Below are 16,331 nucleotides of genomic sequence, written 5' to 3'. Positions count from 1 at the left end.
CAGTCGGCAATCTTCATTCGGCTCGTCCGAGATGCTCTCCGCGAGTCGCCGCATTGAGTCGATCTAGCCCACGCCCACTTGTCAAAAGAATTTTGCGGCGAATGTCCCGCGGGCTCATTTGATTAAGAAACTTCGAAGATGCCCCCCGTGGGCGGCTCTCATTCCCCAAAAACTTCAGATCCTCGTCACCGACTGGCTAAGAGCGAGCAGCGCTCGGGAAGCCGGTACGGGCTACAAGCCCAATCTGCGCCACCGCCGATTGGTCGACCGGCTTGGGAAACGATAGTCATCCGCTTCCAGTGAAACGTAATGTTTCCGATACTCACAAAAAAAGGGATCACCAACAGAATGATTCAAGCACCTCCACCTTCGTCCAACCTTTCTGGTCAATCGCGCCCAGCATTGCCCACCAGCGCGACCCCGCGCCTCCTGCGCCTGCCCGAAGTGATCAAACGCACAGGCCTATCGCGTTCGGCTATCTACGCCGCAGAGGCTACTGGACGTTTTCCTACGCGGGTCTGCCTGACGGCGCGAGCGGTGGCCTGGGTCGAGACGGAGCTGGACCAGTGGGTGATGGAGCGCATAGCATCGCGTTCGATCGAAGCGAAGGCGGCATAGCATGGAAGCTCTCTACTCGTAGCCACTTGTGAGTAGGATTGTGAGTAACAGACGAAACACCGTCCAACAATCGCCCATACATTCAATGCTTTAACGTCGCTTTGCGGTGCCCACCTTCGCACCAGAGCGGATTCCAGGACCCTGGTCGAGCAGAAAGCATTCTCCGTGTACCTTCGCACTCCCCAAGGAATCTAAGCCAGATCGGGACGCCTTTGCGAGCCCCGTCCTCGGTCGCTGTGCTCAACACATGGGAGCGCTGGCTTCAGACTTCCCATACTACCGGTGGGTCCAGTCTGTTTGCTCAACACGCTGTTTAGCCTGACTGCCGCCGCCAATGAACTTGAGGTCACCACTGCTATCGAGGCCTTGTTCATCACCCTTCAACAGGCTTAGCACGCGCGGGATGTTGACTTCCCGCGCTGGGCGGTAGGCACCCCAACCGTTGCGCCCCTCGTGCTTGACGCGGTAAAGGGCACGATCGGCGAGTTCGATCAGCTGCTCCCAGCCCAGACTTTGCTGGCCGTCGAAGAACAGGGGATATTCCACCAGCCCGATCGAGCAGGTGACGCTCAGCGGCTTGTCCTGGCCGATGTCGAACGGGAAGGCAGCGACCGCAGCGCGTACGCGGTCGCCGAGTAAAGGCAGGTACTCAGACTGGCTGGGACGGAATACCAGAACGAATTCTTCGCCACCCCAGCGCGCAACGTAGTCTCCCGTGCGCACCTGACCGAGCAGCACGGTGGCGAACTGCTGCAGCACGCGATCGCCCGCTGCATGACCGTGGGTGTCATTGATCCGCTTGAAGTGATCAATATCCACCACGGCAAAGATCAGCACGCGGCCAAGATCGATGCCGCGACGCAGTTCGCGTCCGTAGAAGGCCAGGTCCTTGGGCAACTGCGCCGCGAGATAGCGGCGGTTGCGCAGCCCCGTGAGCGGATCGGTCTGACTGGCTTCGTGCAGACGTTGGTTCGCTTCGGCCAAGTCGGCGGTGCGGCTTTGAACCAACGCTTCAAGCTGTTTGGCTTGTCGCTGATAACGCAATCGTTGAATTCGATAGGCCAACCACGAGAGCAGGACCAGCGAAGCCACAACCAGCACCTTGAATCCAGTGGTTTCACCAAAGCTCGGTGCAATCTTGAAGTCCAGGGAGGCAGCGTCACTCCATTCACCGTTGGCAGTTGAGCCTTGCACTTCGAAGCGCAGATCGCCGGCGGGAAGATTGGTGTAGCTCACGATGCGTTGGCCGATTTCATCAGGCGAACGCCAATCTTCATGGTAGCCAAGCAGGCGATAGCGGAAGCTGACGCTACGCGGCTCGTGGAAGCTGATGGCGGTGAATTCAAAGCCAAGATCACGCGAACTCGCCGCTAGCTCAAGTGTCGATTCCGGACGAATCTGGCGCCATTCATCTACCACGCGAAGCCGTTCCACCACGGTGGTCGGCGGCGATTTGGGGAACAGCACATCATCGGTGTCGATCACCACCAGCCCATCGCGCGTCGGCGCCCACAGTTCGGGTCCGCGTTGCAGGCCTTTGGCATTGCCAGCACCATTGCAGCAGAAGCCTTTCTGGCCACCGCGGTGGTCGCCGCGTTCATTCAGCAGCATCTGACCATGCACGCGATCCGTCTCACCGCGCGCCAAGGCGTAAAGATCGCTCAATGGCACGCGTTCTACACCACGAATCCCCCCCAACCACAGATAGGTATCGTCATGCGCAATGAAGAATGCCGCATTGCTGGGCATGCCCTGCTCACGCCCGGCCCGAGTCCAGCGCTGGTCGTGCAGAAAGTACACTTCTTCGGACAGTGAGCCGGCAACCAGGTCGCCACTTGGCAACTCGTGCAGTGCGGTGATGTCGAGCCCTGCGGGCAATCCATCACTTGGTTTGAAGGGCTGCACGCGCCCGTCGGAAAACTCGAACAATCCAGCTTGCCCACCGAGCAACAGACGTCCATCACGCGTTTGCAGTAGAAAGCGCAACCTTGGGTCGGGCAATCCGTCAGCGGTAGCGAACTGCTGCAGTTTTTTGCCATCGTCGCGAAACAGGCCGCCAGTGGTGGCAAACCAGAGCACCCCGTTTCGATCGCGGATAATGCCATTGATCTGCAGCGCTTCCATCGGACGATAGCGTTCGGGCTGCAGCAGTTGTTCGTCTTGCCATACGGCCAGACCGCGTCGAGTACCGATCCACACAACACCCGGTTCAACCAACAGGGTATAGGCGTTTGGATGGGGCAGATGGCTGCCGTCGACAATGTGCCGGAACTTGCCGTCTTCAAACAGGCTCAGACCCTCGTCCGTACCCACCCAAAGTCGGTCGCCCTCGCCCGCCGCTACCGACCACAGCAACGGCGTGGCTAGCCCCTCGCGACGACTGAAACGCCGGGTCCAGCCATTGCGCAATCGGGTAACGCCGTTCCATTGACTGCCAAGCCAGAGGTTCGCTTCGCGATCCTGGAACAGGGACCGCGGCGCCAAGGCGGTTCCTTCGCGGACGATCCGCTCAACCAGACGGCCGCCGCGAATACGACTGAGGTGGGCAATTTCCGCCACCCACAGATTGCCATCAGTGTCTTCCAGCAATGCCTCGATCGGCACTTGCGACAGCGCATCGTCCGAGTAGCGCTGCCATTGTCCGAACTCAAGCAGAAACAGGCCTTCACTGGTGCCCGCCCAAAGTCTCTCGTCAGAGTTGACAAGCGAACTGACCTTGGCATTGTTGGCTTCGACGGGAAAGGCCAGAAACTGCAGTTCGGCATCTGACTTGGCACGCCGATACACGCCGCCGACGCTGCCGATCCACAGCGCATCCGGACCAGCCAGCAGCGAGTGCACCGATCTTGGAAGTTTGAGCAGGGGCTCAAGCGCGCGCTCGCGAATCTGGAAAATGGTCTGGCCTGCCGCAGCAAGCACATCGGAATCCACCTGTGCCAGGGCGACGAAACTGGGCGACTGCAGCTCGCCGTTCTGCACCAGAGGCAGATCCGAAAACACCCCCTGCTCCCAGACCGCCAGGCCTTTGTAGGTCGCGATCCACAGCCGCCGCTGGCGGTCGACCATCAAGGCATTGATATAGGCACCGGGCAGATCGGGCACATTCTCCGGCGTGTAGACAGTGAAGCGGTGACCATCGAAGCGCGCCAGGCCGGCTTGCGTGCCGACCCAAAGATAGCCTTGATGATCCTGCGCCAGGGCCAGTGCGCTGATCTGCGGCAGGCCTTGCTCGATGCTCCAACTGTCGCTGACATAGTCGTGAAATGACTTGTCAGGGTCGAGCGCCTTCAGCGCGGGACTGAATGCCAGCGCGAGCAGCAGCAGGAGGCGCAGCCCGGCGTGGGCTGTGACGGTTCGAGGCAAATCCATGCCCAATCATAGCCGTGCCGAGCCAGTTGAGCGCGTGATCGATCCGACAACTGCGGCATATCGGCGTGCAAGCGGCTTCCGCATCGGAACCTGCAACGGCGCGCAGCCATGCCCCAGAAGCTCGCCCAATCTACATGCTAAGTAGACAGACAAGAAAAAGGGCCCGGTTTCCCGAGCCCTTCAATTGGCGTCCCCACGGGGATTCGAACCCCGGTCGCCACCGTGAAAGGGTGATGTCCTAGGCCTCTAGACGATGGGGACGTGTTCTTATTGTCTGGTTTCCTGGTGGAGCCAGCCGGGATCGAACCGGCGACCTCTACAATGCCATTGTAGCGCTCTCCCAGCTGAGCTATGGCCCCACTGCTGGAAAGACGCGCATTCTATGGGGCGTTTGGGACCTCGTCAAGCCTCTGCAACCTCTTTGTCTGAATATTCGCTCGCGACCTCCAACAAGGTGAACGGCGAATGCCCCAGGTCGGCCAGATAGTCGAGCCACTTCGACAGGAACACATTCATCTTCAGTCGGTGTCCGACCACGGTTCGAGCAGTGGCGTCCAGGCCCAGAACATCGTGCCAGTTGCGGCCGATGTAGCAGTGCGTCACTTCGGCCATGCGTGCGTCCATGTAGTAACGCAAGTAGGCCGATGGATCACGTGCGCCGGTCTCATCATCCAGCATGTCGTAGGTCAGCCGAATCTCCAGCGTGTAGGGATGGCGCTCGAGGATATCGACACACAGATCTAGCCCGTCATCGACACTGGAACGCATCGAGTTCGGCAACGCGCTGGACAGCGCGAACACGCGCTGCAACTTGAGAAAGTTTTCGGCGTACAAACCCATCAGAAAGCCAAATCGGCTTAAGCGCATACCGGCGGCGTCTGAGAGGCTCATGGCTCGATACTAGCACGCGATCTGGCGCTGCCCGCCAGCCCACTTAGGCTGGCATACTTGGCTCTTGCCACGCGCCGTTTGCCCGGGCGGAAATCCGCTGACGCCGGGGTGGCTATCGCTAGAACATCTCGCGTTCGATACCTAGGGCGCTCATCATCTTGCTGGCGATTTCCTCGATCGAAGTGTGCGTCGAGTTGAGCATCGGAATCGCTTCCTGACGAAACAGCGTCTCGGCGGCGCTGACTTCAAATCGGCATTGGTCGAGGGTGGCGTAGCGGCTGTTCGGGCGGCGCGCCTGGCGCACCTGCTGCAGTCGAACCGGATCGATGGTGAGACCAAACAGCTTGCGGCGATGCGGCTTGAGCTTCTTCGGTAACTCTGCGCAGCCTAGATCATCATCGGTCAGCGGGTAGTTGGCGGCGCGAATGCCGAAGTGCAGCGCCAGATACAGACAGGTGGGCGTTTTTCCGGAACGCGAAACGCCGACCAGTATGACATCCGCATCGTTGTAATCGAGGTCGACACCATCATCGTGCGACATGGCATAGTTGGTGGCGCTGATGCGTGCTTCGTACTCGGCCATGTTCACCAGACCGTGGGCCTGCCCTACGCGCGGCTGCCGCTGCACGCCAAGTTCGGTCTGCAACGGTTCGATGAAGGGCTCGAACACGTCCAGAATCAGCGCCCCGCTCTCGGCCAGCAAGCGTGAGAGTGAGGGATCCATGATGGTATTGACGATGATGGGCTTGCAGGCGCGCTGTTCGCCGACACGGCGAATCCGCTCCGCCGCCAAGCGGGCCTTGTCTTCCGTGTCGACAAAGGGAATTCGCTGGGTCACGAACTCGACGCCGGAGAATTGCGTCAACACGCTGTGGCCGATGGTTTCGGCGGTAATGCCGGTGCCATCGGAGATGAAGAACACTGGACGCGCGGTGGCGGACATCGGCGACTCCCCAAACAAAGCCGGCCGCAGTCTAGCAGTTTGTCCAAGAGCGCCTTGGCGTGGACGGTTCGGCGACGTCCGATTCCGCATCAACCCGCCCGCCGTGCTTCGCTCAGGCTGGTTTCGACGCGTTCAGCCAGCGCACCGAGGCACTCCAAACGAGGCGCATGGCGCCGACGCGCTGCGGTCACCGACGACACCGGAACCTCTCCGATGGCATCAGCAAATGCCTACAGCCCGCACCAGATTGGCCATTGTGAACAAATCAAGCTTGTTTGCACTATGCCGGGCGGCGAAAATACGGGGCTGATTCTGATCGGCATGTCTGCCGGGAGCCCTCTTGGACGCCAATATCCTCTGGTTGCACCAGCTTCGCCTCTCCGACCTCGCCGACGTCGGCGGAAAGAACGCCTCTCTGGGCGAAATGATTGGACACCTCAGTGAGCTCGGGGTGTCGGTGCCCGGTGGCTTTGCTACCACGGCACACGCATTCCGCGCCTTCATTGCCCATAACAATCTGCATGAGCGCATCTATTCCAAACTGGCCACGGTCGACGTTGACGACGTTGATGCCCTGGTCGCCGTCGGTCGTGAGGTTCGTGGCTGGGTGATCGAAGCGCCGTTGCAGCCGGATCTCGATCAGGACATCCGCAAGGCCTACGTCGAACTGTGCGAGAAGGCCGGTGCCGCTGACATCGCGGTTGCGGTTCGCTCATCGGCCACTGCTGAGGACCTTCCCGACGCCAGCTTCGCCGGCCAGCAGGAAACCTTCCTCAATGTCGAGGGCGCCGATGCAGTGGTTGTACGTGTTAAGGAGGTGTTCGCCTCCTTGTACAACGACCGCGCGATTGCTTATCGCGTTCATCACGGTTTCAAGCACGAGGACGTGTTCCTGTCCGCCGGCGTGCAGCTGATGGTGCGTTCGGATGTCGGCGCATCGGGCGTGCTGTTCACCCTCGACACCGAGAGCGGCTTTCGCGATGCGGTGTTCATCACCTCGAGCTACGGGCTGGGTGAAAACGTGGTGCAGGGCGCCGTCAATCCCGATGAGTTCTACGTGCACAAGCCGACCCTGCTGGCAGGGCGTCCGGCCATTCTGCGCCGCCAACTGGGCTCCAAACAGATTCGCATGGTGTATTCCGTTCAGCCGGGCGAACGCGTGCGCAACGAAGACACGCCGGCGGCCGATCGTATGCGCTTTTCGATCAATGATGCCGACGTCGAAGAGCTGGCTCGCCAGGCACTGACGATCGAAGCGCACTATGGCCGCCCCATGGACATCGAGTGGGCCAAGGATGGCGTGACGGGCAAACTCTATGTTGTGCAGGCACGTCCGGAAACCGTACGCTCGCGCGGTCACGCCACCCAGATTGAGCGCTTCCATCTTGGCGCGCGTGGCGAAGTGGTAACCGAGGGCCGCGCCATCGGACACAAGATCGGCTCCGGCGTTGCTCGCGTGGTGCGTAGCGTGGCAGAAATGTCGAAGGTACAGGCCGGCGATGTGCTGGTGGCTGACATGACCGACCCTGATTGGGAACCGGTGATGAAGCGTGCTGCCGCCATCGTTACCAACCGCGGCGGGCGCACCTGCCATGCCGCCATCATCGCCCGCGAACTCGGCGTGCCGGCGGTGGTGGGCTGCGGCAATGCCTTGTCGACGATTGAGGACGGTGCCGAAGTTACCGTCAGCTGTGCCGAAGGCGATACCGGGTTCATCTATCGAGGCACCCTGCCCTTCGAACGCGTGGTCACCGATCTGGGCAACATGCCGCCGGCACCGCTGAAGATCATGATGAATGTGGCCAACCCCGAGCGTGCGTTCGATTTCGCCATGCTGCCGAACGCGGGTGTCGGCCTGGCGCGACTGGAGATGATCATCAACAGTCATATCGGCGTCCATCCGAAAGCGCTGCTGGAATTCCAGCGCCAGGATGCGGACACCAAGCGATTGATCGAAGCCAAAATGGCTGGCTACAGCGATCCGGTGCAGTTCTACATCGATCGCCTGGCCGAAGGGATTGCCACGATCACCGCTGCGTTCGCACCCAATCCGGTCATCGTCCGCCTGTCTGACTTCAAGTCGAACGAGTACGCCAACCTGATCGGCGGTCGCAACTTCGAGCCGCATGAAGAGAACCCCATGATCGGCTTCCGTGGAGCCAGTCGTTATGTGGATCCGAGCTTCCGCGAGTGCTTTGCGCTTGAGTGTCAGGCCATGCGCAAAGTGCGTGAGACCATGGGGCTCAGCAACGCCTGGGTGATGATTCCCTTCGTGCGAACACTGGAAGAAGGTCAGCAGGTGATCGACGTGCTGGCCGAAAACGGCCTGAAGCGCGGCGAGAATGGCCTGAAGGTGATCATGATGTGCGAACTGCCGTCGAATGCGCTGTTGGCCGACGAGTTCCTGGAGATGTTCGATGGCTTTTCGATCGGCTCAAACGACCTGACCCAGCTGACCTTGGGTCTTGATCGCGATTCGGCGCTGATCGCCGACCTGTTCGACGAGCGCAATCCTGCGGTCAAGAAGTTGCTGGCCATGGCGATCAGCGCAGCCAAGCGCAAAGGCAAGTACATCGGCATCTGCGGCCAGGGGCCGTCGGATCACCCGGACCTGGCCGAGTGGCTGATGGACCAGGGCATCGAATCGGTGTCGCTGAATCCGGACACCGTGGTCGACACCTGGCTGCGTCTGGCCAAGCACCGGGCGGGCTGAGCCAGAGCCCCCAGGCAGCTGCCCGGCGTGTCGGGCAGCTCGCCCGGATATCCGGGCCTAGCTTTTCGGCAACTCCGACTGCCAGACGCAAACCCGGTCTCGGCCGCTGCGTTTGGCCTCATACAGGGCCTGATCGGCGCGCCTGACCAGCATCGCTTCATCGGTGCAGCCTTCGGCACTGGCCACACCGAAACTTGCTGTTAATGTCTCGCCGGCGGCAAATTCGCCACAATCAATCGCCGCAATCTCAGAGCGCAGGCGCTCGGCCAGTTGATGGGCTTCTTCGATGTCGCTGTTGGGCAGAATCAGAGCGAATTCTTCGCCGCCAAAGCGAGCAGCCAGATCCATCGTACGACACTTTTCCTGCAGCACCTGGGCCAGAGCCTGCAGGGCCTGATCGCCAGCGCTGTGCGAAAAGCAGTCATTGATGCGCTTGAAGTGATCGAGATCAAGCACCGCCAGGCAAAGCGGCTGGTGCAGGCGCTGAAAGCGGGCAAACTCACGACGCAGCCATTCATCGAAGGCGCGACGATTGGCCAAGCCGGTCAACGGATCCTCTCGGGCCTGACGCTCAAACGCCTCGCTTTGCTCACGAAGTTGCGTCAGCAAGGACTCGCGGTCGCGGTCGGCCACCACCAGTCGTTCAGTCTGCTCGCGCAGCGCTTCGGTGCGTTCATCCACCAGTCGCTCCAGCACCTGCCGGGCCGATTTCTGTTGCTGATGGCGATAGCGGACCAGGAGCAGCACCAGCAGAACGCCGACGGCGGCAGCGGCAAACCAGGTGATGGGTCGCTGCCACCAGAACGGCAGCACCTGCACCTGTACGCTCGCCTCAGAACCGTAGGGCAGTCCCCGGCGCAGGGCCGCCGACACGCGGAACTGGTAGCGACCCGGCGGTAGGCTGGTGAATTCGGCCGACATCCGATTGCTCGACTCAACCCAGTTCCGGTCAAAACCGTCCAGTCGATAGCGATAGGTGATGGTTTCCGGGCGCAGGAAGCTGAGTCCGGCAAAACTGAATTCAATGCGTCGACTGCCGGGCGGCACCACAATGCTGGCCCGCTCGCCCGTTCGGACGCGACGATCATCGACCATCACTCGCTCAATCGCGACCGGTGGCGGCACGGGTTGAAACGCATCCAGGGCGGCCGGGTCGACCAGACTGAGACCGAGCGCAGTCGAGAAGGCAAGGCGGCCATCGTGTAGCAAGGCCGCTGATGGACTTGAGCCGCCATTGCACTGGGCACTGGCCATGCCATCGAGTTCGGTGAAGTGCTGCGCATCCAGACGTTCCACCCGACCATCTACCAATGCCTTGGCCGACGCTCGCTCCAGCCTGATCACGCCGCGATTGGAACTGATCCAGATATGACCCTGTTGGTCGAGCACGATCTGGAACAGTTTCTCGACCGGGAGGCCATGTGCATAACCGATTCGTGCCAGCCCATCGCCGCGACGATAGATCACGCCGCGGTCGCTGGCTAACCAGAACGCACCATCGGCATCTTCGGCAATGCCGAACACGCTCTCCGCGCCGTCGATCAACGCCACGTGCTCGAATCGCCGCGTGTCCTCGTTGAACCAGGCCAATCCCTTGTCGGTACCGGCCCAGATCCGGCCATCGCGATCCTGATGCAAGGTCAGCACGTATTCTCTGGGCAAGCCATGTCGGGCATCGAACACCGTCTGCTCCGCCCCATCGAGCAACAGCAGGCCACGCGTCGTGCCGATCCAGATTCGATCTTGGGCATCGCTGAGCAAGGTCCGCACCTGGTTACTGGGCAAGCCACCGGCGCTGTCGAGAAACGGCTGCACCATGCCATTGGCCCAGCGCATCACGCCTTGCAGATAGGTACCGATCAGCAACTCACCGCCATCCAACTCGGCCAAGGTCAGCACTGACATCAGTGGCCCCACTTGCTCTGCCTGATTGCCGCGCATGCGCACCAGACCGGTGCTGGAGCCTATCCATAGTTCTCCGTTGGAGGCAGGGAGAACGGATCGCACGTAGTCGTCGGCCAGCCCTTGCGCCTGACGCACATTGACGAAGGGGCCCTCACGCAGACGCATCAAACCGCCGCTGGTGCCCACCCAGAGACTGTGCTCGCGATCTTCGAACAGCGATGCAACGCGCTGATTGGGCAGGCCCAGAGCCTCTCCGAAATAGTCGACGCCGCCGTCGGCGCGCAGCCGATACAGGCCGCGATGGGTGGCCCCTGCCCACACGGTGCCATGGCGATCGCGCAAGATCCGTTGAATCGCAATGCCGTCGAGTGATGGGTTGAACGAGGCAAACGATCCGCCGTTGCTGACCACGAGGCCAAACTCCCCCCCCACAAGCAAGCGATCGTCCTGACTGTGAACCGCGAACACCGCCCCGGCCGGCAAGCCTCGTTCGGCGCCAACCTGACTGATCTCGTTGTGGTCAAAGACAGCCAACCCGGTGCCGGTGGCGATCCAGATGCGACCGTCGGCATCTTCATGCAGAGCGTTCACCAGCGGGCTGGGCAGGCCTTGCGCGACGGCAAAATGCTCAACGCGCCCATCCGGATGGCGCCGATCAACCCCGCCGAACTGGTAGCCGATCCAAAGACTGCCATCGCTGGCCTCCAGCAAGGCCATCACTTCATTGTGGGAGAGGCCTTGTTTGGTACTCAGGAATTCCCATTGGCCACGTTGCACTCGGGCAATTCCGCCGCGCGAGCTACCCAGCCAGACGCCCCCATCGCGCGCCGCAATCACGGCCCGATAGCCTTCGTCTGGCATCTCCGGCAGTTCATCTCGGCCGAACAGGCGGAAATCGCGACCGTTATAGCTGACCGCCCCCTCCCAGGTGGCGAACCAGAGGTAGCCCTCTTCGGTTTGCGCAATGCCATTGACCAGGTTGTGCGGCAGCCCCTCGCGGGTTGTCCACACCTCGCGCAAATAGTGGCTCAGGGGGCGCTGATCGGCCGTTGCAGCGTGTACAGCGACGCTGCCAAACAGCATCAGGGCCAGCAAGCAAGGCAACAGTCCGGCAGGTTTTGCCCAACGCTTGCGCCCGTTCATACCGGTGGGTTCAATCCGGGTGGGTGGCTGAAGCTCCAGGCTAACGCCGTGCAGCGCGCTCGTCTAGCGCGGGCTTGGACTAAGCGCTGGCGCTCGGGCCAGCGAGCTGCCCCATGAACTTTCGGTAATAGCGCAGTTCTTCGACCGATTCCCGAATGTCGGCCAAGGCGGTGTGAGCCGACTGCTTGACCATGCCCGAAGCCACTTCAGGTGCCCACTGCTTGGCCAGCAACTTGAGAGTTGAGACATCCAGCAGGCGATAGTGGAAGTAGTCGTCCAGCCGCGGCATCCATCGGTTAAGGAAGCGTCGATCTTGATAGATCGTATTGCCACATAGCGGTGATACTCCGGGTGCCACCCATTGGGCAAGAAAGTCCAAGGTCTGCTGCTCGGCCTCAGCCAGGGTCACCAGCGATTCCAGAGCGCGCTGCCACAGGCCAGACTTGCTGTGCTGGTTGCGGTTCCAGTCATCCATGCCCTCAAGCCGCTGGAGTGAGGTCTGAATCGCCAGCTCCGGCCCTTCGGCCAGCACCTGCAGATCGGCATCGGTGACCAGACACGCAATCTCCAGGATTGTGTCCTTGTCCGGATCAAGACCGGTCATTTCCAGATCGATCCAGACCCAGCGCACGGCGGCGGGTGTGGCAGGGTCGGTGCTGGCCGGTTTTGCCGCTTCGCTCATGGTGTTTGCCTGTACTGAGGTTGGGAAGGCATAAGCCTCACGGGCATCTTGCGACTTGCGCCGCCGGCGGTCGTGGAACGGGTTAACAATTCTGCGACCGGTGAACTGTAACGGATGACGGGGTAGAAGGATCGCGAAGCGGAGAACGCGGCACTGTTGGCCAGAGTCCAAGCCCGGCGGCCTCGTATTTCAACCTCACCGCCCGGATTGATCAACAAGCATCCAAGGGCGCACGTCCGCGTTTCTTGCGGAAGTAATTGCTCAAGCGACGACTCGCGTCTTCAGCCAACACGCCGCTCAACACCTCGACGCGGTGGTTGTGACGCGGATCGGCCAGCAGATCGAACACGCTGCCACAGGCCCCGGTTTTCGGATCATCCGCCGCAAACACCAGCCGTTCCACTCTGGCATGAATCAGGGCCATGGCACACATGGCACACGGCTCCAGGGTGACATACAGGGTGAGCCCGGGTAGACGATAGTTTTGCAAGCGCTGACCCGCCGCACGCAAGGCAACGATCTCGGCATGCGCGCTGGGGTCATGCTCGGCGATGTTGCGATTGCCACCGATCGCGATCAAGGCATCGTTGGCATCGACCAGCAAGGCTGCCACCGGCACCTCGCCGTCTTCGCGCTCGATGCGATCGGCCTCATCCAGGGCGCGTTGCATCCAGTAGCGATCACGCTCCTCGACCGAGCTGCCGCTGGCCGGGCAGGCCTCCGATTGCGCCGCTGCGTCTTCCACTCGCCCTATTCCCACTCGATGGTGGCGGGCGGCTTGCCGGAGATGTCGTACACCACGCGCGACACGCCGCGCAATTCGTTGATGATGCGGCGCGAAACCTTGTCCAGGAAGGCGTACGGCAAATGCGCCCAGTGCGCCGTCATGAAATCGATGGTTTCGACCGCACGCAGCGCGATCACCCACTCGTAAGCGCGAGCATCGCCGACCACGCCCACCGACTTCACCGGCAAGAACACCGCAAAGGCCTGGCTGGTCTTGTCGTACAGGCCGGCAGCGCGCAGCTCTTCGATGTAGATTGCATCGGCCTTGGCCAGCAGCTCGGCAAACTCGCGCTTGACCTCGCCGAGAATGCGCACGCCGAGGCCCGGCCCCGGGAATGGATGGCGATAGACCATTTCGCGCGGCAGGCCGAGCTGGACGCCCAACCGACGCACCTCGTCCTTGAACAGCTCGCGCAAGGGTTCGACCAGCCCCAGATTCATGTGTTCGGGCAGGCCGCCGACATTGTGGTGACTCTTGATGACGTGCGCCTTGCCGGTCTTGCTCCCGGCCGACTCAATCACGTCGGGATAGATTGTGCCCTGGGCCAGCCAGCGCGCATTGGCTCGCTTGCCGGCTTCCTCGTCGAAGATATCGACGAACAGATTGCCGATGATCTTGCGCTTGCGCTCGGGATCACTCACCCCTTCCAATGCATTGAAGTAGCGATCGGCGGCATTGACCCGGATCACCCGCACGCCAAGATGCTCGGCGAAGGTATCCATCACCTGATCGCCTTCCTTCCAGCGCAGCAAGCCGGTGTCGACGAACACACAGGTCAGCTGATCGCCGATCGCCTTGTGCAACAGCGCGGCCACCACGGAGGAATCAACACCCCCGGAGAGACCGAGAATGACTTCGTCATCGCCGACCTGCTCGCGCACCCGGGCGATCTGATCGTCGATGATATTGGCCGCGGTCCACAAGGTTGCGCAGCCGCAAACGTCCACCACGAAGCGACGTAGCAAGGCCTGACCCTGCTTGGTGTGGGTGACTTCCGGGTGGAACTGCACGCCATACCAACGCTTGTCGTCATTGGCGAACGCCGCGACCGGAATGCGATCGGTGGTGGCGGTGACGGTGAACCCCGGAGGCGCTGCGGTGACGTGATCACCATGGCTCATCCAGACATCCAGGCGCGGTGCATCGTCATGATCGGACAACCCGCCGAGCAGAGCATCCTCGACCAGCAGATCCACTTCAGCATGACCGAACTCGCGCTGATCGGCCGCTTCAGTCGCCCCCCCCAGCTGCACCGCCATGGTCTGCATGCCATAGCAAATGCCGAGGATCGGCAGCCCGCTGTCAAACACCTCCTGTGGCGCTCGCGGCGAACCGGTCTCGGTGGTCGACTCCGGCCCACCGGACAGAATGATCCCCTTGGCACCGTACGCAGCGATTTCCGAGGGATCATGATCCCAGGCCCAGATCTCGCAATACACGCCGATCTCACGCACCCGCCGCGCAATCAACTGCGTGTACTGCGCACCAAAGTCGAGGATAAGAATCTTGTCGCTGTGGATGTTGGTCATTGGGAGCCGTGATTGGGGTGATTGGTGATTGGTGATTGGTGATTAGTTAAGAGCGCTGGCGTGAGGCAGGAAACTGGCCTTGTAAACGCACCTGTCGAGCTGGGGAGCCGGATGCCCGCAACGGAGCGAATCAAATCGGACTGGCGACGCCTTCTCTTACAAATCACCAATCACAAATCACCAATCACAGCTCTCCCTCAACTCATCCTATAATTCGGCGGTTCCTTGGTGATCTGCACATCATGCACGTGCGACTCGCGTACGCCGGCGTTGGTCACGCGGACAAACTGCGGTCGGGTACGCATTTCTTCGATGCTGCTGCAGCCCACATAACCCATCGATGCGCGGATGCCGCCGGCCAGTTGGTGGACGATGGCACTGATCGAACCGCGGTAAGGCACACGGCCCTCGATGCCTTCGGGCACCAGCTTGTCGGCGTCGGAGGCGTCCTGGAAGTAGCGGTCCTTGCTGCCCTGTTGCATGGCGCCGAGTGAGCCCATGCCGCGGTAGCTCTTGTAGCTGCGGCCCTGGTATAGCTCGACTTCACCCGGTGCTTCTTCGGTGCCGGCAAACAGGCCACCGATCATCACCGCATTGGCGCCGGCCACCAGGGCCTTGGCGATGTCACCTGAGTAGCGGATGCCGCCGTCGGCAATCAGGGGAATCTGATCTTTCAGCGCTGCGGCCACCATGCCGATCGCGGTGACCTGCGGCACGCCCACGCCAGCGACGATACGGGTGGTGCAGATCGAGCCCGGCCCAACACCGACTTTCACCGCGTCGGCGCCGGCATCCATCAAGGCCAGCGCAGCATCGCCGGTGACGATATTGCCGCCGATCACCTGCACTTTGCCGAAATTCTTCTTGGTCCAGTTGACCCGATCCAGCACGCCCTGCGAGTGTCCGTGCGCGGTATCGACCACGATCACATCAACCCCGGCGGCGACCAGGGCTTCGATCCGCGCTTCGGTGTCGCCAGCCACGCCCACCGCAGCGCCGGCCAACAAGCGCTCGTCGGCGTCCTTGGCGGCGTCTGGGTTGTCCTGGGCTTTCTGAATGTCTTTCACCGTGATCAGGCCGCGCAAGTGGAACGCGTCATCGACCACCAGGACTTTCTCGATGCGGTGGGTGTGCATCAACTGCAGGACCTCATCGTGGCCGGCACCTTCGCGCACGGTGATCAGGCGATCCTTCTTGGTCATGATGTGGCGCACCGGATCGTCCGGTTTGGTTTCAAAGCGCATATCGCGGCTGGTTACGATGCCGACCAACTGCCCCCCCTCCACCACCGGCACGCCGGAAATGCGCCGATCAGCGGTGAGCTTCATCACCTGGGCAATGGTGGTATCCGGGCTGACCGTGATCGGCGAGCGGATCACACCGGCCTCGAACATCTTCACCCGCCGAACCTCATCGGCCTGGCGCTCCAACGGCATGTTCTTGTGCAAGATGCCGATGCCGCCCAGCTGGGCCATGGCAATGGCCAGTCGGGACTCGGTGACCGTATCCATGGCGGCACTCAGGATCGGCAGGTTGAGTTCGATGCCACGCGTCAAGCGGGTGGCGAGCCGAACGTCCTTCGGCAGGACGTTGGAATGCGCGGGGATCAGCGAGACGTCATCGAAGGTAAGGGCTTCGGTGTGGATGCGCAGCATGGGCGGCTCCGACAAATGAAGCCCGGCATTATAACCTGCCGCGGGCCAACGAATCAGACTGTGCTCGCAGTTGGCGGCGCCGGGTTCAGCTGATGG

Annotated in this window: 10 protein-coding genes and 2 tRNA genes; 2 read left to right on the top strand and 10 right to left on the bottom strand. The window is 61.5% G+C overall.

Annotated elements, in window-relative coordinates:
* The first annotated feature begins 309 nt into the window (after positions 1–309).
* On the top strand, positions 310–618 hold the full coding sequence (locus IFO71_RS06120; protein ID WP_332309329.1) for a helix-turn-helix transcriptional regulator: 309 nt from the start codon (positions 310–312) through the stop codon (positions 616–618).
* Positions 619–894: 276 nt separating this feature from the next.
* On the opposite strand, the gene IFO71_RS06115 is transcribed toward IFO71_RS06120, so the two are convergent.
* The 5 genes from IFO71_RS06115 to ppsR form a co-directional block, all read right to left on the bottom strand.
* Positions 895–3,987: a ligand-binding sensor domain-containing diguanylate cyclase gene (locus IFO71_RS06115; RefSeq protein ID WP_192028657.1), complete on the bottom strand. Its 3,093-nt coding sequence runs from the start codon at positions 3,985–3,987 to the stop codon at positions 895–897.
* A 185-nt stretch (positions 3,988–4,172) separates the two neighbouring features.
* Positions 4,173–4,248: transfer RNA gene (locus IFO71_RS06110), tRNA-Glu, on the bottom strand.
* Positions 4,249–4,270: 22 nt separating this feature from the next.
* Positions 4,271–4,346: transfer RNA gene (locus IFO71_RS06105), tRNA-Ala, on the bottom strand.
* Between the two features lie 43 nt (positions 4,347–4,389).
* Positions 4,390–4,878 carry a DUF1249 domain-containing protein gene (locus tag IFO71_RS06100; RefSeq protein WP_192028656.1) on the bottom strand — a complete coding sequence of 163 codons (489 nt, stop codon included), beginning with the start codon at positions 4,876–4,878 and terminating at the stop codon, positions 4,390–4,392.
* Positions 4,879–4,996: 118 nt separating this feature from the next.
* The gene (ppsR, locus tag IFO71_RS06095) at positions 4,997–5,821 is read right to left on the bottom strand and encodes a posphoenolpyruvate synthetase regulatory kinase/phosphorylase PpsR (RefSeq protein ID WP_192028655.1); all 825 of its coding nucleotides are present in this window, start codon (positions 5,819–5,821) and stop codon (positions 4,997–4,999) included.
* Positions 5,822–6,161: 340 nt separating this feature from the next.
* Here ppsR and ppsA point away from each other — a divergent pair, with 340 nt between their 5' ends.
* Entirely contained in the window at positions 6,162–8,534 is a 2,373-nt protein-coding gene (ppsA, locus tag IFO71_RS06090) for a phosphoenolpyruvate synthase (protein ID WP_192028654.1), read from the top strand.
* Positions 8,535–8,591: 57 nt separating this feature from the next.
* Here ppsA and IFO71_RS06085 read toward each other — a convergent pair whose 3' ends face one another.
* From IFO71_RS06085 to guaB, 5 genes are all read right to left on the bottom strand, one after another.
* Positions 8,592–11,582, bottom strand: a complete 2,991-nt coding sequence (locus IFO71_RS06085) for a ligand-binding sensor domain-containing diguanylate cyclase (protein WP_192028653.1) — start codon at positions 11,580–11,582, stop codon at positions 8,592–8,594.
* A 79-nt stretch (positions 11,583–11,661) separates the two neighbouring features.
* The gene (gene orn / locus IFO71_RS06080; protein ID WP_192028652.1) at positions 11,662–12,264 is read right to left on the bottom strand and encodes an oligoribonuclease; all 603 of its coding nucleotides are present in this window, start codon (positions 12,262–12,264) and stop codon (positions 11,662–11,664) included.
* 211 nt (positions 12,265–12,475) lie between these two features.
* Positions 12,476–13,009 (bottom strand): tRNA adenosine(34) deaminase TadA, encoded by a 534-nt coding sequence (gene tadA, locus IFO71_RS06075; RefSeq protein WP_332309328.1) that lies wholly within the window; start codon positions 13,007–13,009, stop codon positions 12,476–12,478.
* Positions 13,010–13,014: 5 nt separating this feature from the next.
* Positions 13,015–14,580, bottom strand: coding sequence for a glutamine-hydrolyzing GMP synthase (gene guaA, locus IFO71_RS06070; protein ID WP_192028651.1), 1,566 nt, complete (start codon positions 14,578–14,580; stop codon positions 13,015–13,017).
* Positions 14,581–14,777: 197 nt separating this feature from the next.
* The gene (gene guaB / locus IFO71_RS06065) at positions 14,778–16,235 is read right to left on the bottom strand and encodes an IMP dehydrogenase (RefSeq protein ID WP_192028650.1); all 1,458 of its coding nucleotides are present in this window, start codon (positions 16,233–16,235) and stop codon (positions 14,778–14,780) included.
* Positions 16,236–16,331 lie beyond the last annotated feature (96 nt).

Origin of the sequence: Pseudomarimonas arenosa (assembly GCF_014841215.1) — a bacterium.
Lineage (GTDB): Bacteria > Pseudomonadota > Gammaproteobacteria > Xanthomonadales > Xanthomonadaceae > Pseudomarimonas > Pseudomarimonas arenosa.
This window is presented reverse-complemented; position numbering and strand designations above follow the sequence as displayed.

What these genes read in the sequence shown, in the direction of transcription:
- IFO71_RS06100 (WP_192028656.1), bottom strand. Translation starts at nt 4,878, where the DNA reads ATGAGCCTCTCAGACGCCGCCGGTATGCGCTTAAGCCGATTTGGCTTT.
- guaB (WP_192028650.1), bottom strand. Translation starts at nt 16,235, where the DNA reads ATGCTGCGCATCCACACCGAAGCCCTTACCTTCGATGACGTCTCGCTG.
- guaA (WP_192028651.1), bottom strand. Translation starts at nt 14,580, where the DNA reads ATGACCAACATCCACAGCGACAAGATTCTTATCCTCGACTTTGGTGCG.
- ppsR (WP_192028655.1), bottom strand. Translation starts at nt 5,821, where the DNA reads ATGTCCGCCACCGCGCGTCCAGTGTTCTTCATCTCCGATGGCACCGGC.
- IFO71_RS06120 (WP_332309329.1), top strand. Translation starts at nt 310, where the DNA reads ATGTTTCCGATACTCACAAAAAAAGGGATCACCAACAGAATGATTCAA.
- IFO71_RS06115 (WP_192028657.1), bottom strand. Translation starts at nt 3,987, where the DNA reads ATGGATTTGCCTCGAACCGTCACAGCCCACGCCGGGCTGCGCCTCCTG.
- orn (WP_192028652.1), bottom strand. Translation starts at nt 12,264, where the DNA reads ATGAGCGAAGCGGCAAAACCGGCCAGCACCGACCCTGCCACACCCGCC.
- IFO71_RS06085 (WP_192028653.1), bottom strand. Translation starts at nt 11,582, where the DNA reads ATGAACGGGCGCAAGCGTTGGGCAAAACCTGCCGGACTGTTGCCTTGC.